The sequence below is a fragment of the Staphylococcus sp. GDH8C109P genome (assembly GCF_017893405.1).
Lineage (GTDB): Bacteria > Bacillota > Bacilli > Staphylococcales > Staphylococcaceae > Staphylococcus > Staphylococcus cohnii.
In genome coordinates, this window is sequence record NZ_JAESMX010000013.1 from 127,609 (window position 1) to 151,005 (window position 23,397).

The window sequence follows — 23,397 nt, forward strand, 5'->3', positions numbered from 1 at the left end:
TTAAGTAGTATAATAACATATTAAAATATTGCATTAACCACGTCAAATTACCATTCTTTATACAATTAGATAACCCCTTTACTTGCGCGTATGTGGTCTATAAACGCACAATTGTATCTTACTAGGTAATTTCATGTATAATTAAACATGAAATTATTATATATGCTTAGGAGTGATTAAATGGCAGATACTTTACCACTTAGAAATGAAGTTCCAGCTGAAACAACTTGGGATATTTCAGCTTTATTTTCATCAGATGAAGCATTTTATCAAACTTTAGATAACACCAAAGCAGCTGCTAAAACATTTAATGAAAATTATGTTCATCAATTGGATAATCCTACTATTATTGAAAAAGCATTAGCTATATATTCTGATATCTTGGTCCAATTAGATAAAATGGCAAATTATGCAGAATTGAGATTAAGTGTAGATACGGCGAATGAACAAGCACAAACATTAAGTGCTAAATTTTCAAATACTTATGGAAAAATTGCGAGCGAGCTATCATTTGTTGAATCAGAAATATTGGAACTTTCTGATGATGTATTAAATCATTTTATTTCAACATCTAAATACCCACATTTTTTAAAAAAATTAAAAAAAAGTAAACCGTATCAACTTAGTCCTGAAGTCGAAAAAACATTAGCAAGTTTATCATCAGTGTTTGAACGCCCTTTTGAACTATATGGTATAACGAAGATGTTAGATATAGATTTTGATTCATTTGAATATAACGGTAAAACATATCCTTTAGACTATGCTACCTTTGAAAATGAATATGAAGATCATCCAGAAGAAGCATTTAGAAGAATTAGTTTCAAGAAATTTAGCGATGCATTAAATAAGTACCAACATACAACTGCTGCTACATATAATATGCAAGTACAACAAGAAAAAATTGAAGCAGATCTACGTGGATATGATTCTGTAATTGATTACCTATTACAAGATCAAGAAATTACGCGAGATATGTTTGACCGTCAAATTGATGTTATTATGAGTGATTTAGCGCCTATTATGCAAAAATATGCGAGATTGATTAAGCGTGTTCATGGCTTAGAAGTTATGCACTTTGAAGATTTAAAGATATCTATAGATCCTAATTACGAACCAGATATCTCTATTGAAGATTCTAAAAAATATATTTATGGCGCATTAAATGTATTAGGTGAAAATTATTTGAATATGGTTGAAACAGCTTATCAAGATAGATGGATAGATTTTGCTCAAAACAAAGGCAAAGATACTGGAGCGTATTGTGCTAGTCCATATGCTACACATTCATATATATTTATTTCTTGGACTGGTAAAATGACTGAGACTTTTGTTTTAGCACATGAGTTAGGACACGCTGGCCATTTTACGTTAGGACAAAGTCATCAAAATTATTTGGAATCAGAACCATCCATGTATTTTGTAGAGGCACCATCGACAATGAATGAGATGTTAATGGCAAATTATTTATTCGAAAATAGTAACGATGCTCAATTTAAGCGTTGGGTTATTGGTTCTATCGTTTCTAGAACATATTATCACAATATGGTAACGCATTTACTGGAAGCAGCGTATCAACGCGAAGTATATAAAAAGGTTGATAATGGTGAATCGCTGACTGCACCAGTATTAAATCGAATTATGTTGGATATGTACACTCAATTCTTTGGAGAAAGTGTTAAATTTACTAAAGGTTCAGAGCTTACATGGATGAGACAACCACATTATTATATGGGATTATATTCGTATACTTATTCTGCTGGCTTAACAATAGGTACAGTTATGTCACAACGTATTCAGCAAGAAGGACAACCTGCTGTGAATGATTGGTTAAAAACATTGCAAGCAGGTGGCAGCCAATCGCCTACTGAATTAGCTCAATTAGCTGGTATTGATATTCGCACTGATCAGCCATTAAAATCTACAATTGCATATATAGGTAAATTGGTAGATGAGTTGGAGCAGCTTACAGATGAAATTGAAGTAGATAATCATCAACACTAATAAATATAAATAAAGACATATTCTTAAAAAGCACGATGTCAATAAAATAAGCAAGTCCTGTTTTACAACTGGCTGTAGCTTATCTTCGACATCGTGCTTTTTGTTTTTTAGTCATATGATTCGTAACGTTCACCTGTGACAAAGTAAAAAATACTTTCTGCAACATTACTGATGTGGTCACCGATGCGTTCCAAATGTCTGGCTGCTAGATGTGCTTGTCCTGCAACAAAAGGATCATTATCTATCAAATAAGTTGTATTAACAATATTTTTATATAAATCATCAATATCTTCGTCACGTTCAATAATTTCCTTAATCAAGGTAACATCGTCTCTTTTTACCGCATCATCTAAATCTTTTAACATTAATAATGCAAGTTTACCCATTGTGTTCAATCTTGTAAGCACGTATTCATCGGTGATTTTGGCTCGTAATCTAATTTCTGCAATATTTGCAGCATTATCACCAATTCTTTCAAAATCAGAAGCGATTTTTAATGCAGCCATCATCAACCTTAAATCAGTAGCGATGGGCTGTTGTTTAGTAATTAACATAATTACTTTTTCATTTATTTCTGTTTCTAAAGCATTGATGTCTTTATCATTCGCAATTGTTTCCCGTGCATAATTTCTATCCTCTTCACTTAACGATTTTAATCCATATTCAATATTATAATATACGTGAAGGCCAAGTCGACGCAAATCTTTCATTAATGCGTCTAATTGGCCTTCATATTTCTCTCTAATAACCATATATTAACCGAAACGACCAGAGATATAATCTTCGGTTTGTTTATCAGATGGGTTAGAGAAGATTTTATCAGTGTCGTCGTATTCATTTACATAACCGTTAAGGAAGAATGCTGTTTTATCAGAAACACGCGCAGCTTGTTGCATATTATGTGTAACGATAATGATTGAATATTTTTCTTTTAGTTCTTGTACGAGTTCTTCTACTTTTAATGTTGAAATTGGATCTAACGCAGATGTTGGTTCATCCATTAAGATAACATCTGGTTCAATTGCTAATGTACGTGCAATACAAACACGCTGTTGTTGACCACCTGATAAGCTATATGCGTTTGTATCTAAGCGATCTTTTAATTCATCCCATATTGCAGCGCCACGTAAAGATTTTTCTACAATCTCATCAAGAATCTTTTTGTTTTTAATACCATGTATTTTAGGTCCGTATGTGATATTATCATATATTGATTTTGGAAATGGGTTGGGTTGTTGGAATACCATTCCGACATTTGTTCTTAATTTTTCAACTGAATATTTTTCGTCGAAAATATTTTGATCACGGTAAATGATTTTACCTGCTGTTTTAACAGATGGCACAAGTTCTACCATTCTATTTAATGTTTTGATATAAGTAGATTTACCACAACCTGATGGCCCTATAATGGCAGTGACATTATTTTCTAAGATATCAAGATTTATGTTTTTTAAAGCATGATTATCGCCGTACCATAAATCTAAATTTTTTGTAGAATAGACGATTTTTTTCTCACTATCAGGAATTTTATGTTCTTTGTTATCTGTGTCTCTATCAATCGATGCAATTGGAACTGAATTTTGATTCGTATGTTCCGCTATTTTTGTTTTTTCCTCTTTAATTGTATCTTTAGTCATAATTAAAACTCCTTTTACGGTTATTTTTAAACTATAAAATTATAATTTCTCCCCAAAATAACCATTTAATTAAATTTGATTTTGAAATAACATTAATATTTTTTACTGTATTTGTTTCTCAAGAATATCGCAATTGCGTTCATTAGTAGTAAAATGACAAGCAAGACAATGATACCGGCAGACGCAACATTTTGGAATTCATCTTGTGGAAGTTTAGCCCAATTGTAAATCGCCATAGGTAATGCTTGGAATTGGTCGAATACACTTGAAGGTAAACTTAATAATACGGTCGGTATACCGATTAATATGAGTGGTGCAGTTTCACCTAATGCACGTGATAATGCTAGAATGAAACCTGTTAGTATACCTGGAATAGCTGCTGGTAAGACAACTCGGCGTATTGTTTGCCATTTATTTCCACCTAAACCATATGAAGCTTCTCTAACAGAACTTGGCACAGATCTGATAGCTTCCTGGCTTGCAACAATAATCACTGGTAAGATTAGTAACGACATAGTTAATGCTGCTGCAAGTACAGAGTTACTTAAAGCAAGTGCTTCTATCCCCATACCTCTTACAAAAATAGTGAGTCCAAGCAAACCAAAAACTACTGAAGGTACACCGGCTAAGTTTGAAATACTGACTTTAATAAAGCTTGTAAGTGCATTATCTTTGGCATATTCCTCTAAATAAATTGCTGTACCTACACCTAATACAATTGAAATGGGTATGATTGTAATCATCAACCAAATTGTACCGATCAAACCACCTTTTACACCTGACATAGAAGGCGTTGAAGATGAGAAATTACTGAAGAATGACGGTGTTAAATGCCCCGCGCCTTTAATGAATGTGTCTATAATTAAAGCTGCTAGAAAAAGTAAGGCAACTAAAGTACATGTAAAAAATGCCCATTTATTGAATTTATTTGTTGCTAACCTACTGGAAAGTTTTTTTTCAACTTTTTGTTGATTAACAAGCGCTTTAGTATTTGTCTCTGCCATATTAATACTCCTCTCTAAAGCGTTTCGTAATCCATTGTGAAATTAAATTCATCACAAGTGTGAATAAGAATAATGTGAAACCAACAGCATAGATACTGTAATAGATATCAGAGCCAAATGTCGCATCTCCTGTTGCTACTTGTACAATATATCCTGTCATAGTTTGGATTGACCCAGTTAAATCTAATGAGGAACTAGGTGTACTACCTGCAGCAAGTGATACAATCATCGTTTCTCCAATTGCACGTGAAATAGCTAATACGATAGACGCCATAATACCTGAAGTAGCGGCTGGTAATATTACTTTTGTTGCAACTTCAAATTTTGTTGCGCCTAGACCAAGTGCACCTTCACGTATTTTGTTTGGCACTGATGACATAGCATCTTCACTCATACTTGAAATCAATGGAATAATCATAACGCCTACGACAATACCAGGACTAATTGAGTTAAAGCTGCCTAGCTCAGGAAATATTGAACGGAGAACAGGTGTAACAAATGTTAAAGCGAAAAAGCCGAAAACAATTGTTGGTATCCCAGACAATATTTCTAATATAGGTTTTATTATTTTTCTCACTCTTGTAGAAGCATATTCACTTAAATATAAAGCAGCTCCTAAACCAAGAGGAACAGCAACGATTGTTGCAATAGCTGTAATTTTAAGCGTACCTAAAATTAATGCCCAAATACCATATTGTGGTGTTGATGAGAATGGATTCCATTCTTTAGAAAATAAAAATTCAGTTATTGGAACACGTGTAAAAAATGTAATGGTTTCTGTTAATAATGTAACGATAATCCCTACTGTTGCTAAAATTGAGCAAATTGCAATGATTCCCAGAATGATCGGTACAATTTTATCGCTAATACCTTTTTTCTTGCCGTTATTTTTAGCAATCATTTCACTAACAGAAGTATTCTGATTAGCCATGTAAATACCCTTCTTTCGTATAGACTCCCAATATTTAAAATAAAGTTGGGACTGTTCTTCATCTAGCGTTTAGCAACATAGCGATTTTCACTATATTGTTAAACGCTAGATAAATTGAACTTGGAAGTAGATAGATAATTTTAATAATATGTTTTGTCTATCTACTTCCGGAATCCCAACTTTAAAAATTGCTATTATGTTTATTTATCTTCTTTTTTGCTGTCTTTTTTGTCGCTATCTTTACCAATGATGTCTTTTAATTTACTTTGTTGTTCTGTGTAATCTTTTTCAGGTAAAGCAACGAATCCTGCTTCCTCAGCTGATTTTCCTTTATCCTTCATGACAAATTTCATGAAGTCTTGGAATCCTTCATTATCTTTTAATTTTTTCTCGTTAGTGTAGATATAAAGTGGTCTGCTTAATGCGTAAGAACCATCTTGGATTGTTTTCTTAGTTGGTTCTGTTAATTGGCCATTCTCATCTTTGATTTTAACTTCTTTTAATTTGTCTTTATTTTGTTTATAGAAGTTATAACCAAAGTAACCAACACTGTCTTTGTTTTTCTCTACTGATTGGACAATTGTATTTGTGTCAGCATTTTTCTCTGCTTTGATATCTTTTTTGTCCATAATTTCTTCAGAGAAGAAATCGTAAGTACCGTGTGATTGGTCAGGAGAGAATGCTTTAATTTCTTTATCTGGCCATTTTGAATTAACATCTTTCCATGTTTTTGCTTTACCTGAGTAGATTTCGCTTAATTGCTCTTTCGTAAGTTCATCTACAAAGTCATTTTCTTTATTTACTGTAATTGTTACACCATCTTGTGCAACTTTAAATTCATCATATTTAATGCCTTTATCATCTAATTTTTTCTTTTCTTCATCTTTTATAGGTCTAGATGCATTTGAGAAATCAGTGCTGCCTGAAATGAATTTTTCAAATCCACCACCAGTTCCCGATGTACCATTTGATACAGTTACATCTGAATTATCTTTAGCAAATTTTTCATTTAATTTTTCAATGATTGGACCTACAGTAGATGAACCATCACCTTTAACTTCTCCACTTCCTTTACCAGAATCGCTATTTCCGCCGCCACAAGCTCCTAATAAAAGTGAAGCACCGATTACAGTAGTACCAAATAATTGCCATTTTTTCATTGAAACATCCTCCTAATAAGTGAATAACCCAAAAGTTATATGTATTTCTTACAGTTCCTATACTACACACCTTTTATTAAATACAAATATAGTTAATGTAAATGTTTTGTTAAGTATTTATTGACCTTGTTTACAAAATTCACAATGATAAGATCTATAACGTATATTTTTAATTAAACCTTGATATGACAACGTTTGTGACAATATGAATATTACAAAAAGCGCATGATTTGTAATATAAAAACAAAAAAATCCTGTGCTACATGTTGATTTATGTAGTACAGGATAAAATTATAAATATTTACACACTATTTAATATAGAAAGAACTAGTCTTCAACTCTGCTCCAACCTTTATTAGTTAACGTGATTTTACCAGTTTCAATTGTTATAATTTTGTTTTTATATAAATGACCAATCGCACGTTTAAATGCGCCTTTACTCATATTAAATACTTCTTTAATGGCTTCAGGGCTTGATTTATCCCAAAAAGGAAGTTCACCATCATATTCTACAAGTAAATTAAAAATATGTTGACCATCTTCGTCAAGTCTTTCATGTGCGAATGGTAAAAAAGAACCGTTGAGTTCCCCTTTTTCATTATGCCCGATAATTCGAACTTCTAGCTTTTCACCTAAGCGAGGTTCAGATTTACGTTCAGACTCATGTACGAATATTTTGTGACCATCTTTGGATAGCATGAAGCTTCCAATTCTCAAAACTCTGTATGGTCTTGCTTCGATAACTTTATTTTGTAATGTATCATCGTTTACTGGTGTGTACATTGAATCAACAATTGTTTCAGTTGCTAGACGAGCAAACATGTTGTTTTCGCTATCAATACGTAAAGTAACTAATAATTCATCACCTTGTATTGGCCATACATCTTTTACTTTTGGTAAATCAATCCACGGAATTAAAACTTCTCTTGGAAGACCTACGTCAACATGTGCACCATCTCGATCGGTTTTTAAAACTTTCACAAAATCATATTTGCTAGTAGTAATGTCTGGCATATTTTGTGTAGCAAACAATGCGCCTGATCTATTAGGATAAATGAAAAAGCTATATTCCTCGCCTATGATTAAATCATCTTCTTCATTAACTTCTGATTGATTGAGTTTAACTTCTTCTCCGTTTGGTCCTTGTAACTTGTAAGTAGATCCTTCTAATCCCACAACTTCAAGGAATTCAATGGAACCTACAATATTTTTCTCTTCTTGGGCCATACTGTTCTCCTTCGTACTTAAATTTATTCTTATCTATTATAACATGCTATAAAGAAACAAGCATCAACTCATTGTGAATGGTCGAAACTACCTCTTAAGTGTGTTATAATTTGTCCGGTAGATTAACGTAAAGGAGCAAATGCATGTTACAAGTTACTGATGTGAGTTTACGATTTGGTGATCGTAAATTATTCGAGGATGTAAATATTAAATTTACAGAAGGAAATTGTTATGGTTTGATTGGAGCTAATGGTGCTGGGAAATCGACATTTTTAAAGATTTTATCTGGTGAGTTGGATGCACAATCAGGTCATGTATCTATGGGGAAAGACGAACGTTTAGCAATCTTAAAACAGGATCACTTTGCATATGAAGAAGAACGTGTAATTGATGTTGTAATAAAAGGACATGAACGTCTATATGAAGTGATGAAAGAAAAAGATGAAATTTATATGAAACCGGATTTCAGTGATGAAGATGGTATCAGAGCTGCAGAATTAGAAGGTGAATTTGCTGAAATGGACGGCTGGAATGCCGAAGCAGATGCAGGTTCTTTATTATCTGGTTTAGGTATATCTGCAGATTTACAAGATAAAAAAATGGCTGAATTAGAAAATAACCAAAAAGTAAAAGTATTATTAGCACAAAGTTTGTTTGGTAAACCTGATGTACTTCTACTTGATGAACCGACCAATGGTTTAGATATCCCTGCGATAAGTTGGTTAGAAGATTTCTTAATCAATTTTGAAAATACAGTGATTGTAGTATCGCATGATCGACACTTTTTAAATAATGTATGTACACATATTGCAGACTTAGATTATGGAAAAATAAAAGTATACGTAGGTAACTATGATTTTTGGTATCAATCAAGTCAATTAGCAATGAAAATGGCACAAGAGCAAAACAAGAAAAAAGAAGAAAAGATTAAAGAATTGCAAGATTTCGTTGCTCGTTTCTCTGCAAATGCATCTAAATCTAAACAAGCAACAAGCCGTAAAAAGCAACTAGAAAAAATTGAACTAGATGATATTCAACCTTCTTCACGTCGTTACCCATATGTGAAATTCACACCAGAACGTGAAATCGGTAATGATTTACTATTTGTAGAAAATGTATCAAAAACGATAGATGGTAATAAAGTGTTAGATAATATTTCATTTACAATGAATCCTAATGATAAAGCAGTTTTAATTGGAGATAGTGAAATTGCGAAAACGACATTACTCAAAATATTAGCTGGTGAAATGACGCCAGATGAAGGAACTGTAAAATGGGGTGTTACGACTTCACGTAGTTACTTCCCTAAAGATAACTCTGAATACTTCGAAGGTGTAAATATGAACCTTGTTGATTGGTTACGTCAATATGCGCCTGAAGACGAACAAACTGAAACATTCTTAAGAGGTTTCTTAGGCCGCATGTTATTTAGCGGTGAAGAAGTTAAGAAAAAAGCGAGTGTTTTATCTGGTGGAGAAAAAGTGCGTTGTATGTTAAGCAAAATGATGTTATCTAGTGCGAATGTTCTATTACTAGATGAACCAACGAACCATTTAGATTTAGAAAGTATTACTGCAGTGAACGATGGTTTGAAAAATTTCAAAGGTTCAATGATTTTCACATCGTATGACTTTGAATTTATCAACACAATCGCGAATCGAGTAATTGACTTAAATCCTACTGGTGGTTTATCAAAAGAAATATCATATGAAGCTTATTTACAAGAAACTGGCGTTTTAAATAAATAAGACCATTAAAAATATAGAACTATATTAGTCATCACCTAGATTAAAAGTATTGGATATTTCAATGGTGGATCTTAGATTGCAAATAGCATTATTAAGCATATATGAAAATTATCATCAGTGGATGAAATTATATGTTGAAGCTGAGATATTAATATATCTTAGCTCAGGCTGTCGACAAAGTCTCCGACTTTGTCGACAGTTTTTTTGTGCACGCTTTCCGCGACCGCTGCCGTAGCTTGTAGTCTTCGGCTAGTGCGCTTCCCACAGGAGTCGGCCCAAATCACTGCCAATATCACACTAAATATAGTCTCTGAATGACAAAGTTTCTATGGATACCATGCTAATTTGTGTTGCCATGAATCTTTTAAAAATGGCAATATGGTTAGTAAAATGGCCAATAATGGTCTGAAATCCCCCTACTATTTTGAAAAAGCTATATAAATAGACAATAGATAAACCCTTCGCAAATCGGCGCAAAAGGTTTGTCTACGTTCTGAAACTGAGATATTGATATATATCAGTTTATTTGTCTTCACTATGAAGTCTAAATATTAGTCATAAATGGTTATGCATTATATAATCAAAAGCATATATCGTTATGGAGGTATGTAAATGGAACAGTTAAATATGTTAGATGGACAAGTGATTCCTCAAATTGGGTTTGGTACATATAAGTTAAATGGTGCTCATGGTGCACATGCGATTGTGAATGCATTAGAACAAGGTTATCGTTTATTAGATACAGCTTATAATTATGAAAATGAAGGAACAGTTGGTAAAGCAATCGAGATGAGCAGTGTTTCACGAGATCAAATTATGATTACTTCAAAATTGCCTGGACGTTATCAATCTTACGATGATGCACTGACTGCAATTCAGGAATCAATTTATCGCTTAGGTGTTGATTATCTTGATTTATATTTAATTCACTGGCCTAATCCTAAACAAGGTAAATATGTTGAAGCTTGGCAAGCAATGATTGCAGCACAAAAAGCAGGCTTAATAAAATCAATAGGTGTGTGTAATTTTTTACCAGAACATATTGAAACACTACAACAAGAAACGGGTGTTTTGCCAGCTGTAAACCAAATTGAATTACATCCGTATTTCAATCAAGAAGCATTAGTTCAGTACAACACATCCAAAGGAATTGTTACTCAAGCATGGAGCCCATTAGGTCGTGCTTCTAGTGTTATTGATGATGAAAATCTTGTCGAAATTGCTACAAAACATAACAAAACCATTCCTCAAGTTATATTAAAATGGCATATTCAAAATGGTGTTGTACCTATTCCGAAATCTACAACTGTATCAAGACAACTGCAAAACATAGATATTTTTGACTTTTATCTTGATAGTAATGATATTGAGCAAATCAATGCACTAACACGTACAGATGGCAGACGTAAAGACCAAGATCCAGCCACTTATGAAGAATTTTAAATTAATAGTTCATACATTTGGATATATTAATATTTAAATTTTTAAAAATATACAATTACACTTATTTAGCAAAACGTTAATAAAACAGTTTGATTTTTCAGTAAATTTAAAAAACTTTGTAAAAGCGGTTTACAGTATATATAAGCATATGTATAATATGATTCATAAACAAAATTAAATAAGTTTTGATGAGGCGCATCAATCATGAGTAAATTTTAGAAGAACCTGTCTGCTAGCAGCTAATTTTGAAAGGGTGAGATGCCGAAACAGTTATAATAGCAGCTTATAACAAGTTGGACTTTATGGTTAAGAGCTAAGAGTCTGTCATTATTTTAAAATAATGGAGTGCATCACTTGTATATAAATTATAGAACAGGTTCGCATTCCGGACTTGTTCTTTTTTTATATCACTGTGATTCTCCCCTATCAAATGAGGAGGATATGGAATTGGAAAGAAGTGTTTTGAAATTTGGAGGTTCATCTGTAAGTGATTTTACTAAAATTAAAAATATAGCAGGCATGTTAAAAACAAGAGTTGATGAAGGCGAACAACTTATCGTTGTCGTTAGTGCAATGGGAAAAACAACAGATGAGCTTATGGCTAATGTTTCAACGCTTACTACGACACCCAAAGATCAAGAATTGGCCTTGCTATTAACAACCGGTGAACAACAGACCGTTTCCTATTTGTCGATGGTATTAAACGATATCGGCGTAAACGCAAAAGCGATGACTGGATATCAAGCAGGAATTAAAACGGTTGGTCATCATTTGAAAAGTAAAATTGCTGAAATCAATCCTAGTACATTTGAACAAGCTTTTGAAAACAATGATGTACTAGTGATAGCAGGTTTTCAAGGTATTAATGATGAATTAGAAATAACCACCTTAGGTCGTGGTGGCTCAGACACGACTGCTGTAGCTTTAGCTGCAAGTAATCAAACGACTTGTGAGATATATACCGATGTAGACGGTGTGTATGCGACAGATCCAAGGGTTTACAAAGATGCGAAACGATTAGCATATGTATCTTACGAGGAAATGATGGAAATGAGCGCTTTAGGTGCAGGTGTACTTGAAACTAGAAGCGTGGAATTAGCAAATAATTATAACATCCCACTGTATTTAGGAAGAACTTTATCAAATGTGAAAGGAACATGGATTATGTCACAAGCAGAATTATTAGAAAAAAAAGCAGTTACTGGTGTAGCATTAGATACACACATGTTACATGTTACAATTAGTTATCCCCTACCGGACAATAGATTATTGACGGATTTATTCAATCATTTAGAAGAAGGCTCAGTCAATGTGGATATGATTTCTCAAATCATTAATTTGGAAGGATTGCAAATGTCTTTTACGATAAAAGATACAGACGCTGTTCAAATAACAAACATCTTAGATGTATTAAAAGAAAGGTTTAATGCATTAGACTTCAAGATTAACGAAGGATACGTTAAACTTTCATTAATCGGTTCTGGTATGCGAGATATGTCTGGTGTTGCTTCAAAAGCATTTATTACATTGATTGAAAATGATATTGCTTTTTATCAAACCACCACATCAGAAATTAGTATTTCATGTGTAATAGATTCCGAAAATGGTGAACGTGCAGTTCATGCTTTATATCAAACTTTTGATATCTGAATTTTCTAAAAATAATTAATTTTAAAAACTTTATAAAAATGAAAATGGAGTGTATATTCTATGACAAAATTAGCAATAGCAGGCGCAACTGGTTTAGTAGGAAGAAAAATGTTGGAAACATTAGATCGTAAAAATATACCGTTTGATGAATTAGTATTATTTTCTTCAGCACGTTCAGCAGGAGAAGCAATTGAATTCCAAGGCAAAACGTATATTGTTAAAGAATTAACTGAAGAGGCTGCAAGTGAACATTATGATTATGTTTTAATGAGTGCCGGTGGAAGTACAAGTGCCCACTTCTCCCCTATTTTTGAACAAGCTGGTGCCATTGTTATTGATAATTCTAGTCAATGGAGAATGGCAGATGACATTGATTTAATTGTACCTGAAGTTAATGAACCTGTTTTAAACAGAAAAATTATCGCTAATCCCAATTGCTCTACTATTCAATCGGTTGTACCTTTAAAGGTATTACAAGAAGCATTTGGTTTAGATCGTGTAGCTTATACAACATATCAAGCAGTTTCAGGATCTGGTGTAAAAGGTAGACAAGACTTATCTGAAGGTGCGAATGGCAAAGCGCCGGAAGCATATCCTCACCCTATCTATAATAACGTGTTACCACATATTGATAGTTTTTTAGAAAATGGGTATACAAAAGAAGAGCAAAAAATGATTGATGAGACTAGAAAAATTTTAAAAGATGATGATTTAAAAGTAACAGCAACTTGTGTACGTGTGCCTGTTCAAGATAGTCACAGTGTGCATATGGGCGTTACGCTTGAAAGTGAAAGTTCAGTTCAAGCGATTCAGCAACTCTTTGACAATGATCAACGCGTTGTTCTTATTGATAATCCAGAACAAAATGAATATCCATTAGCGGTTAATGCTACTGGCAAAGATGAAATTTTTGTTGGTAGAATTCGTCGAGATGATTCATTAGATAATACTTTCCATGTTTGGTGTACTTCAGACAATTTACTAAAAGGTGCAGCTTTAAATGCAGTACAAATTCTAGAACAAGTAATGAGTTTGAAAGGAGTAAAATAAAATGGGACATATTTTTGAAGGTGTAGGTGTTGCTCTAACAACACCGTTTACACATAATGAAGTTGATTTAAATGCGCTTAGAAGACATGTGAAATATTTATTAGAAAATAATGCGAAATGTATCGTGGTTAATGGTACAACAGCTGAAAATCCTACTTTAACAGATGAAGAAAAAGATCAAGTGTTGGAGACAGTTGTGAATTATGTAGATGGTAAAGTACCAGTTATTGCTGGAACGGGTACAAATAATACTCAAAAATCTATCCAAGCTTCAGTACGTGCGAGAGAAATTGGCGCAGATGGTATTATGTTGATTACGCCCTACTATAATAAAACAAATCAGCGTGGATTGATTGAACATTTTACAACAATAGCTAACGCAGTAAAATTACCTGTCATTTTGTATAATGTACCTTCGCGTACGAATATGACTATTAATCCAGAAACAGTTGAAACATTAAGTAATAATGAATATATTGTAGCGCTAAAAGATGCTACTAATGATTTTGAATATATGGATGAATTGAAAAAACGTTTAGATTTAAATAACTTTGCTTTGTACAGCGGTAATGATGATAATGTGGTTGAATATTTTGAAAAAGGTGGTCACGGTGTCATTTCTGTTGCAGCAAATGTCATTCCTAATGCGTTTCAGTCTTTATTCGATGCAAAGCAAAGTGGAAAAGATATCAATTCACAATTTCAACCAATTCAAACCCTATTAGATGCACTAGCTGTTGATGTCAATCCTATTCCAATCAAAGCATTAACAGCGGTTGAAGGGTTTGGTAATTATGAAGTACGCCTTCCATTAGTGAAGCTTCAAGATGCAGAACGTCAAACGTTAGAGCAAGCATACGAACAATTTAAAGCAGGTGACAATACATGAAGATTGTGTTAATAGGCTATGGAGCCATGAATCAAAGGGTAGCAAGATTAGCTGAAGAAAAAGGACATCAAATTGAAGGTGTGATTGTACCTAACCCATCAAAATCATACCCTTATCCAACGTTCCAACGTATTTCAGACGTTAAAGATGCTGATGTCGCAATCGATTTTTCAAATCCAGAGTTATTGTTGCCTTTGTTAAATGATGAATTTAATTTGCCATTAGTTATCGCAACAACTGGGGAAAAAGAAAAAATTATTGCAAAATTAAAAGAATTAAGTAGTGAAATGCCAGTATTTTTCAGTGCAAATATGAGTTATGGGGTTCACGCACTAACTAAAATTTTGGAGGCTGCTGTTCCCCTACTTCAAGATTTTGACATTGAACTTACAGAAGCACATCATAATAAAAAAGTGGATGCACCTAGTGGTACATTAGTAAAACTTTATGATGTAATTGAGTCCTTACGTGAAAAGACAACACCAGTTTACGACAGACATGAAATAAATGAAAAGCGTTCACAAGATGAAATTGGTATTCACTCAATACGTGGTGGTACGATTGTTGGAGAACATGATGTTTTATTTGCAGGTACTGATGAAACAATAGAAATCACCCACCGTGCTCAATCAAAAGATATTTTTGCTAATGGAGCGATTGGTGCAGCAGAAAAATTAATTAATAAATCAAATGCATTTTATACGTTTGATAATTTATAACTTTTAAGGAGCGAATTAAATTATGGTACAACATTTAACGGCAGAAGAAATCATTCAATATATAAGTGATGCAAAGAAATCTACACCACTTAAAGTTTATGTGAATGGGCAGTTTGACAATGTAACCTTACCTGACAGCTTTAAAGTGTTTGGTGGTTCTGATTCTAAGGTAATTTTTTGTGAAGCAGATGATTGGAAGCAATTTTATGAAAATCATCAATCAGTGATTGATGAATTAGAAGTTGAGATGGACCGTCGTAATTCAGCAATTCCATTAAAAGACTTAACCAATACGAATGCACGTATAGAACCTGGTGCATTTATTCGTGAACAAGCTACGATTGAAGATGGCGCAGTGATTATGATGGGTGCTACTATCAATATCGGTGCTGTTGTTGGTGAAGGAACTATGGTAGACATGAACGCAACACTTGGCGGTCGTGCTACTACAGGTAAAAACGTCCATGTTGGAGCTGGTGCAGTATTAGCTGGCGTGATTGAACCACCTAGTGCATCACCAGTGGTCATTGAAGATGACGTACTCATTGGTGCAAATGCAGTGATACTTGAAGGTGTTCGTGTTGGAGAAGGTTCTATTGTTGCAGCTGGTGCAATCGTTACACAAGATGTTCCTGCTGGTTCTGTAGTTGCTGGAACACCAGCAAAAGTGATTAAGCAAACAAGTGAAGTTGAAGATTCAAAAAGAGAAATTGTTTCAGCACTAAGAAAATTAAATGATTAATTTCAAATTAAATAGATAATTAATAAAAACTGAAATTTTAATATTTATAGGAGGTTTTAGACGAAATAACATGTAATTATTGATATATACACATTTATTTTAATGTGAATATCAATATGTAACTATGCAAATCGTCTAACCTCCTTTTTATACATAAATCGTCTTAATTGAGCATTATTTTATACCTATACATATTACAATAACTAAAAGGATTTGATTTTAATGAATGAGTTAGAATTTGTTACAACCCACAGACGTCACTTACATCAACATCCAGAATTAAGCCTCCATGAATTTGAAACGACTAAATATATTGCAACATTTTTAGATGATCTTGGTATTGAATATCATCGCCCACTGGAAACGGGTTTGATTGCCTATCTTCCTGGTAATGGTAATCATACGATTGCTTATCGTGCGGACATAGATGCCTTACCTATTTATGAAGAGAATGACGTCCCGTATCGTAGTAAAACTGATAATGTTATGCACGCATGTGGGCATGATGGACATACAACTGCATTAATGCTATTTGTTAAACGATGTAAATCTATGGCAGATCAAGGTACACTACCTCAAAATATTGTATTTATCTTTCAGCCAGCAGAAGAAACTGGAGGTGGCGCAAACCGTTTAATTCGTGCAGGCGCTTTTGATAAATACCCTATCGAAGCTATATTTGGTATTCACGTAATGCCTTTTGAAGATGAAGGTCGAGTTGTGATTCGTGATGAAGAAATTACAGCAAGTGCCACAGAATATCGTTTTTATTTAACTGGTCTATCAAGTCATGTTGCGGACAAAGAGCAAGGACATTCTGCAGGAGAAGCACTGCAGCATGTTTTAAGTCAAGTTGGTCAGATACAACAATTCCATTTAAATGGGTTAAAGAGAAATATTGTACACATGGGTCATTTTGAAGCTGGAGAAGCCATAAATACAGTTCCTAGCAATGGCTATTTAGAAGGTACAATTAGAACTTATGATGTCTATGATTTGGAAACTGTTAAACAGCAAATGAACAAAATTGCCGAAAGTGTAAAATTATTGTTTGATGTTGATTGTGAAGTGAAATTTGAAGAAGGCTATCCACCAACATATAATTCACCTGAATTACGTAAACATGTTGAAAATGGTCTGAATATTGCCGACTTAACAATAGTAGACAAGCCTACACCGTATTTATTTGGCGAAGATTTTAGCTTTTATAGTCAACTTGCACCTAGTTATTTTATTTTTGTCGGTGTACGAGACGAGTCAAATGGTTTTGTAACAGGTTTGCATACTGCCCATTTAAATTTTAATGAACATATGTTAATTAAAATTGTAGATTATTATGAAGCGATTTTAAAATCCTATAGTGAGGTGGAAACACAATGACAGCAATATGGTCTGTTGATGCTCAACGATTTTACAATAATGCGCTTAAAGTAATCCAAAATAATCAAATTATGGCAGTAGTTAAAAATAATGCTTATCATTATGGATTGGAATTTGCTGTACAGCAATTTTTAAAAGCAGGTATTAATACCTTTAGTACGACATCTTTAAGAGAAGCAGTTCGCATTAGACAATTAGCCCCTGATGCAACAATTTTCTTAATGAATGCGGTATATGAATTTGATAAAGTGCGAGATTATCAGATTCAAATGACCCTGCCCTCATTAAACTTCTATTATGAACATATTGAAGATTTACAAGGTATTCGAGTGCATTTAGAATTTGAAAATTTACTTCACCGCTCAGGTTTGAAAAATATTGATGAAATAAGAGAAGTGATACATCATCATATGAAAAATGCAAATAAAAATAAAATGCATATCACTGGTTTATGGACCCACTTTGGATATGCTGATGAATTTGATGTATCTGAATATAACGTAGAGCGTCAGGCTTGGTTAGATGTTGTTAGCACATTAATAGACGAAGGTTATCACTTTGATATGATACATGCACAAAACAGTGCAAGCTATTATAGAGAACACGGTGTACTTGAAAATCATACACATGCGCGAGTCGGTATTGCGCTTTACGGCTCTAGACCTTATCAATCGATTGATGTAAATGCTATTGAACAATCTTTGACTGTAAAAGGTAATGTCATCCAAATTCGTGAAGTAAATAAAGGAGATTATTGTGGCTATAGTTTTGCATTTGAAGCTAAATATAATCATACAAAATTAGCAGTAGTTGATATTGGCTATGGAGATGGTATTCTTAAATCAAGAGCAAAACATGAGGCACTTATCAATGGCAAGCGTTACCCTATTCGTGCGTTGATGATGAGTCATATGTTTGTTGAAGTTGATCACAACGTGCATGCACAAGACGAAGTAATATTATATAATAATGATATTCGTGTTGATGAGTTTACATTTAAAGGTGTTGGCGCGAATTCTGAACAATTAAGTGCAATGAATCATGACTCACTAATAAAGGAGTATAGATAAATTATGGTAGTAGAATATAATGATCGTGGCGAATTAACAATGGGAGGTACAAGTCTTAAAACAATAGCACAAAGTTTCGGTACCCCTACGATTGTTTATGATGAAGAGCAAATCAGAACACAAATGCAACGATTTCACTCTGCTTTTCAGAAAAGTGGATTGAACTATAACATTTCATATGCTTCTAAAGCATTTACCTGTCTACAAATGGTGAAATTAGTACAAGAAGAAGGTCTTGAACTTGATGTAGTATCTGAAGGAGAACTGTATACAGCATTGGAGGCAGGTTTTGATCCACAGCATATACACTTTCATGGTAACAACAAGACAAAACATGAGATACAGTATGCATTGGAAAGTAAAGTTGGTTACATCGTTATTGATGCATTAGAAGAAATAGAACTCATCGATAAGTATGCGAGTGAAACGGTTAATGTTGTATTACGTTTAAACCCTGGTGTTGAAGCACATACCCATGAATTTATTCAAACTGGTCAGGAAGATAGTAAATTTGGTCTGTCCATTAAACATGGGTTAGCAATACAAGCAGTTGAAAAAGTAAAAAACACTAAACATTTAAAATTAAAAGGCGTTCACTTTCATGTAGGATCACAAATTGAAGGCACAGAAGCAATGATTAAAACTGCAAAAATAGTAATTCAATGGTTAAAAGAAAATGCTATAAATGTTGAGCTGATTAACTTGGGTGGTGGCTTCAGTATTAAGTATGTTGAGGGTGATGTTAGTTTCCCTATCGAAACAGGTATTACTGAAATTTCTGATGCAATTAAACAATTTTCAACTGAATTTGACTACCCTCTTCCTGAAATTGGAATAGAGCCTGGAAGATCCATTGTTGGAGAAGCTGGTATAACATTATATGAAGTTGGCACAATCAAAGAGATTCCCAATGTTAATAAATATGTATCGGTAGATGGTGGTATGAGTGATCATATCCGTACTGCGTTATATGATGCACAGTATGAAGCGTTGTTAGTTAATAGGAATGAGCCTAAAGATGAGACTGTAACAATTGCAGGTAAACTTTGTGAGTCTGGGGATATAATAATTAAAGATGCTAAGTTACCTAGTACAGTTAAGTGTGGTGACTATCTAGCAGTATTATCAACTGGTGCCTATCATTATTCCATGGCTTCTAATTATAACCAAATGCAAAAACCATCAGTATTCTTTTTAAAAGATAGTAAAGCGAGAGAAGTTATAAAACGACAATCATTGCGACAATTAATCATAAATGATACAAAATAACTTGTTAGTGTTATAAAGAACCAATCATATGTATAAAAGCTCTTTTTAAAGTACCCGATTTACGAGTATTCACTTTAAAAAGAGCTTTTTAAGTTACAATTTATTAATTTATATATTAAAAAAGAACCTTTAACAAGGTTCTTTTTATAGTCAATATTGCAATCTATATTATAGTTTTACAACGTTTGCAGCTTGAGGACCGCGGTCGCCTTCAACTACTTCAAATTCAACTGATTGACCTTCTTCTAATGATTTGTAACCTTCTTGGTTAATCGCTGAGAAGTGTACGAATACATCGTTTTCTCCTTCTACTTCGATAAAACCAAATCCTTTTTCAGCGTTAAACCATTTTACTGTACCTTGTTTCATAAATGTGAAACCTCCAAGACTAATATTCATTCAATATGCATTATTCGCATATTACAAAAAATACAATTTCACAGTGTAAATCTGTCTTACAATATTCTTTGCAATATGGAATAAAACAATTGCTTGACTCATATTATAAGCCATAATAGCTGAAAATGCAATGCAATTATGAAAAAACAATTTATTAAACAATCGGTAATTTATAATAAACATCATTATTATTTAAAACAATATAACTATAAAAAATCTGTAAATCTTCATCACAATCTTCACAAAATCCTAATTCACAATTATTATAAAATGCATGAATATTGTATTTACCAACGAGGAAATTATCATAATGCTTTTTACTATTTTCAATGATTGATTGATAGTAATTTAGCATTTTCTCATAGTTTTCAAAATGATATTGTTCTACGATATGATCAGTCCAGTCACTAAATAACCACCAGCCTTCGTAATCAGCTCGAATCTTTGCAACTGTCCACATGTAAATTACACCCTTTCACTTTCAACTTCATATTTTAACTTCGTCAAACACAGTTTTCGTTCATTCTCAACATTATATTAAGTTTGATTTATTATGTTCATTTTGATTTATTTGCACATATTAGCTATATGTAAGTAATATATTAAAAAATACAGTTATTCATCGATAATCAAATGATATTGCAAAATAGCTATGTGTAATATTTTAACTGTATCATACACAAAATCAAGTTATCTGTTTCATACTTTTGACGGATAGACAATTGGTGTTCAGACAAAAATATTAGTTTTGTATGACAAAATTTCGTATAATGATAATAAGAGGTGATTATATGCAATGCAAACACATTAAAGTATTCGGTATAGTTCAAGGCGTTGGTTTTCGCTATTATACCGAGAAGATAGCGAGAAAATATAATGTTGTGGGTACTGTTCAAAATATATCTGATTATGTAGAAATTTACGCCCAAAGTGATGAGTCATCACTAACTTCATTTATTAACGCTATCATTGAGGGTGCTTCACCTGCTTCTCAAGTTGAAGATTATGAAATTGAAGAAATAGAAACGAACCCATCATGGAAAAAATTTAGTACATTATAAAGGAAGATGAAGTTTGAGATATAATATTTCGCGAATTTATGGGACCATTATTGCTTTTCCAATAGCAGTTATCGCGTGGATTTCTAGTATATTTGCATTAGAATTAAATTTTATTTTTGATTTTCTTATTTCTGCATTAGCGTTTATAGCATTCTACTTCCCTACGCAGCGTTTAACTTCTAGAAAATATTTAAATGAAATTGGCTTAACACGAAGAGATTATCATTTTGTAAATAGCCAATTAAACAATGCTCAAGACAAGATAAGAAGAATTTTAAAATCTTTTGTTAATGTGAGATCAATCAAAGATTTTAGACAAGTAAATGAAATATATAGATTATCTCGAGCTATTTACTTTGCTGTTAAACAACAACCGAGAATGTTTTTTAAAGTAGAAAGTTTTTTCTATTCTCATATTGATAATGCATTGAATCTCATTGAAGCTTATACGAGATTAGCAAAATCTCCAAAAAAATCTGAAGAAGAAAAGCAAAAGTTAGCACAAACTCGCATCACATTAGATGAAGTTAAACGAACTTTAGTAGCGGACTTAAAGAGAATTAATGAAGAAGATTATAGTCAACTAGATATAGAAATGGAATTAAATAAAATTGAACAAAAAAGGCATAAGTAAATTACATGAAGAAATGGAGTGAAATTAAATGGTAAGAGAACAAGACTTTTTAAATTCGCATCCATTGGATAAATATATAGATGAACAATCAGCAAATGAATCAGAAATTATCAACAGCTCAAAACAATTTACTCAAGAAGATCAACAGAAAATTGATGAATTGAGTAAACAAATAAAACCAATGGATAATGATAGCTTATTAAATTATGGTACTACTGCACAATCTGATATGTCTCAATTCTCTCACCGTATTCTTAATGAGGTGAAAACTACAGATGTTGGTCCTGTTGGAGAGTCCTTAAATGGATTGATGAGTAAACTTAAATCTGTAAACCCTGATGAGTTAAATCCAGAAAATCAATCGAAATTAAAACGTATTTTTAGAAGAACAAAAGCATCAGTAAATGAAATTTTTTCAAAAATGCAATCTGTTGGTTCTCAAATTGATCGTATTTCTATTGAATTAGACAAACATAAAAATAATTTAAATAAAGATATAGGAATGCTAGATGAATTGTATAATTTAAATAAAGCGTATTTTGATGAATTAACACTGTATATTGAAGCGGCTAAAAGAAAGCAACAAATGCTACAGCAGGAAGATGTGCCTAAATTAAACGCACAAGCTGAATCTACAGGTAATCAAATGGATGTTCAAGCTGTATCAGATATGGAACAGTTTATAGATAGATTAGATAAACGCATTTATGACTTACAACTATCCAGACAAATTGCTATACAAACAGCACCTCAAATTCGAATGATTCAAAATGTAAACCATGCATTAGCAGAAAAGATTCAAAGTTCCATTTTAACGAGCATTCCTTTATGGAAAAATCAAATGTCAATTGCTTTGACGTTAATGAGACAACGCAATGCAGTTTCTGCCCAGAAAGCTGTAACAGATACAACAAATAATTTGTTACTCAAAAATTCAGAACTATTAAAACAAAATGCAGTTGCTACAGCTACTGAAAATGAACGTGGTGTCGTTGATATTGAAACTTTAAAAACAACACAACAAGATATTATTGATACGATTGAACAAACGCTCCAAATTCAAGAACAAGGTCGAAATAAACGTAGACAAGCAGAAACTGAATTAAACCAATTAGAAACAGAAATGAAGAATCAATTATTAGGTATGAAACAGGAAAAGTAAAAAGTATTTAAAATATAAGTCCATCATAATAAGCCTGTAAATGAATGCTTTCCATGATTCATTTACAGGCTTACTTCTTGAATTGAATATTTTATTTTGTATGTTGTGGCATTGGCTTAAATTGTAATCAAAAATCGTTTCTCTCATCATTAATACGCTAAGATTCGCATGATAAATCGATCCCAATATGTAGCAAACGTCAATTTCTCTACTATTTCAAT

General features: G+C 32.8%; 22 protein-coding genes and 1 riboswitch. Of the genes, 14 read left to right on the plus strand and 8 right to left on the minus strand.

Annotated features, from left to right (window positions below; translation table 11 throughout):
• Positions 1–180: 180 nt before the first annotated feature.
• Positions 181–2,001 carry an oligoendopeptidase F gene (gene pepF / locus KA867_RS05420; protein ID WP_210137267.1) on the plus strand — a complete coding sequence of 607 codons (1,821 nt, stop codon included), beginning with the start codon at positions 181–183 and terminating at the stop codon, positions 1,999–2,001.
• Positions 2,002–2,108: 107 nt separating this feature from the next.
• Here the strand turns inward: pepF and phoU are convergent, their stop codons facing one another.
• The 6 genes from phoU to KA867_RS05450 form a co-directional block, all read right to left on the minus strand.
• Positions 2,109–2,753: a phosphate signaling complex protein PhoU gene (gene phoU, locus KA867_RS05425; RefSeq protein ID WP_019468770.1), complete on the minus strand. Its 645-nt coding sequence runs from the start codon at positions 2,751–2,753 to the stop codon at positions 2,109–2,111.
• 3 nt (positions 2,754–2,756) lie between these two features.
• On the minus strand, positions 2,757–3,638 hold the full coding sequence (pstB, locus tag KA867_RS05430) for a phosphate ABC transporter ATP-binding protein PstB (RefSeq protein WP_210137268.1): 882 nt from the start codon (positions 3,636–3,638) through the stop codon (positions 2,757–2,759).
• Between the two features lie 92 nt (positions 3,639–3,730).
• Positions 3,731–4,642: a phosphate ABC transporter permease PstA gene (pstA, locus tag KA867_RS05435; protein WP_210137269.1), complete on the minus strand. Its 912-nt coding sequence runs from the start codon at positions 4,640–4,642 to the stop codon at positions 3,731–3,733.
• A gap of 1 nt (position 4,643) precedes the next feature.
• Entirely contained in the window at positions 4,644–5,573 is a 930-nt protein-coding gene (gene pstC, locus KA867_RS05440; protein WP_107383941.1) for a phosphate ABC transporter permease subunit PstC, read from the minus strand.
• A 200-nt stretch (positions 5,574–5,773) separates the two neighbouring features.
• Complete coding sequence (locus tag KA867_RS05445; protein WP_210137270.1) at positions 5,774–6,733, minus strand: PstS family phosphate ABC transporter substrate-binding protein; 960 nt, start codon at positions 6,731–6,733, stop codon at positions 5,774–5,776.
• 327 nt (positions 6,734–7,060) lie between these two features.
• Complete coding sequence (locus KA867_RS05450; RefSeq protein WP_210137271.1) at positions 7,061–7,960, minus strand: CvfB family protein; 900 nt, start codon at positions 7,958–7,960, stop codon at positions 7,061–7,063.
• Between the two features lie 143 nt (positions 7,961–8,103).
• Here KA867_RS05450 and KA867_RS05455 point away from each other — a divergent pair, with 143 nt between their 5' ends.
• The 10 genes from KA867_RS05455 to lysA all read left to right on the plus strand — a co-directional run bounded on the left by KA867_RS05455 (position 8,104) and on the right by lysA (position 19,920).
• Complete coding sequence (locus KA867_RS05455) at positions 8,104–9,708, plus strand: ABC-F family ATP-binding cassette domain-containing protein (RefSeq protein ID WP_019468776.1); 1,605 nt, start codon at positions 8,104–8,106, stop codon at positions 9,706–9,708.
• Positions 9,709–10,320: 612 nt separating this feature from the next.
• Entirely contained in the window at positions 10,321–11,151 is an 831-nt protein-coding gene (locus KA867_RS05460) for an aldo/keto reductase (RefSeq protein WP_210137272.1), read from the plus strand.
• Between the two features lie 180 nt (positions 11,152–11,331).
• A riboswitch (Lysine riboswitch) is annotated at positions 11,332–11,510 on the plus strand.
• An 82-nt stretch (positions 11,511–11,592) separates the two neighbouring features.
• Positions 11,593–12,801, plus strand: a complete 1,209-nt coding sequence (locus KA867_RS05465) for an aspartate kinase (RefSeq protein ID WP_107383937.1) — start codon at positions 11,593–11,595, stop codon at positions 12,799–12,801.
• Between the two features lie 60 nt (positions 12,802–12,861).
• A complete protein-coding gene (locus KA867_RS05470; RefSeq protein WP_210137273.1) occupies positions 12,862–13,851 on the plus strand; it encodes an aspartate-semialdehyde dehydrogenase in 990 nt (329 codons plus the stop codon).
• Position 13,852: 1 nt separating this feature from the next.
• Positions 13,853–14,740, plus strand: a complete 888-nt coding sequence (dapA, locus tag KA867_RS05475; RefSeq protein WP_210137274.1) for a 4-hydroxy-tetrahydrodipicolinate synthase — start codon at positions 13,853–13,855, stop codon at positions 14,738–14,740.
• Positions 14,737–15,459: a 4-hydroxy-tetrahydrodipicolinate reductase gene (gene dapB / locus KA867_RS05480; RefSeq protein WP_210137275.1), complete on the plus strand. Its 723-nt coding sequence runs from the start codon at positions 14,737–14,739 to the stop codon at positions 15,457–15,459. Before dapA ends, dapB begins: the two co-directional genes overlap by 4 nt.
• Before the next feature lie 22 nt (positions 15,460–15,481).
• Entirely contained in the window at positions 15,482–16,201 is a 720-nt protein-coding gene (gene dapD / locus KA867_RS05485; RefSeq protein WP_210137276.1) for a 2,3,4,5-tetrahydropyridine-2,6-dicarboxylate N-acetyltransferase, read from the plus strand.
• Between the two features lie 222 nt (positions 16,202–16,423).
• The gene (locus KA867_RS05490) at positions 16,424–17,581 is read left to right on the plus strand and encodes an amidohydrolase (RefSeq protein WP_210137277.1); all 1,158 of its coding nucleotides are present in this window, start codon (positions 16,424–16,426) and stop codon (positions 17,579–17,581) included.
• Positions 17,578–18,651, plus strand: coding sequence for an alanine racemase (locus KA867_RS05495; protein WP_210137278.1), 1,074 nt, complete (start codon positions 17,578–17,580; stop codon positions 18,649–18,651). The genes KA867_RS05490 and KA867_RS05495 overlap by 4 nt, the downstream gene beginning before the upstream one ends.
• Positions 18,652–18,654: 3 nt before the next feature.
• Positions 18,655–19,920, plus strand: coding sequence for a diaminopimelate decarboxylase (gene lysA, locus KA867_RS05500; protein WP_210137279.1), 1,266 nt, complete (start codon positions 18,655–18,657; stop codon positions 19,918–19,920).
• Between the two features lie 168 nt (positions 19,921–20,088).
• On the opposite strand, the gene cspA is transcribed toward lysA, so the two are convergent.
• A complete protein-coding gene (cspA, locus tag KA867_RS05505; protein ID WP_001831260.1) occupies positions 20,089–20,289 on the minus strand; it encodes a cold shock protein CspA in 201 nt (66 codons plus the stop codon).
• Positions 20,290–20,473: 184 nt separating this feature from the next.
• Entirely contained in the window at positions 20,474–20,779 is a 306-nt protein-coding gene (gene msaA / locus KA867_RS05510) for a regulatory protein MsaA (protein WP_210137280.1), read from the minus strand.
• Positions 20,780–21,110: 331 nt separating this feature from the next.
• Between msaA and KA867_RS05515 the strand changes: the two genes are divergently transcribed.
• From KA867_RS05515 to KA867_RS05525, 3 genes are read left to right on the plus strand one after another with little or no spacing between them, the layout of a single operon-like run.
• Positions 21,111–21,380 (plus strand): acylphosphatase, encoded by a 270-nt coding sequence (locus KA867_RS05515; RefSeq protein ID WP_210137281.1) that lies wholly within the window; start codon positions 21,111–21,113, stop codon positions 21,378–21,380.
• Between the two features lie 13 nt (positions 21,381–21,393).
• A complete protein-coding gene (locus tag KA867_RS05520; RefSeq protein WP_210137282.1) occupies positions 21,394–22,014 on the plus strand; it encodes a 5-bromo-4-chloroindolyl phosphate hydrolysis family protein in 621 nt (206 codons plus the stop codon).
• A 28-nt stretch (positions 22,015–22,042) separates the two neighbouring features.
• Positions 22,043–23,176: a toxic anion resistance protein gene (locus tag KA867_RS05525; protein WP_210137283.1), complete on the plus strand. Its 1,134-nt coding sequence runs from the start codon at positions 22,043–22,045 to the stop codon at positions 23,174–23,176.
• The last annotated feature ends 221 nt before the right edge of the window (positions 23,177–23,397 follow it).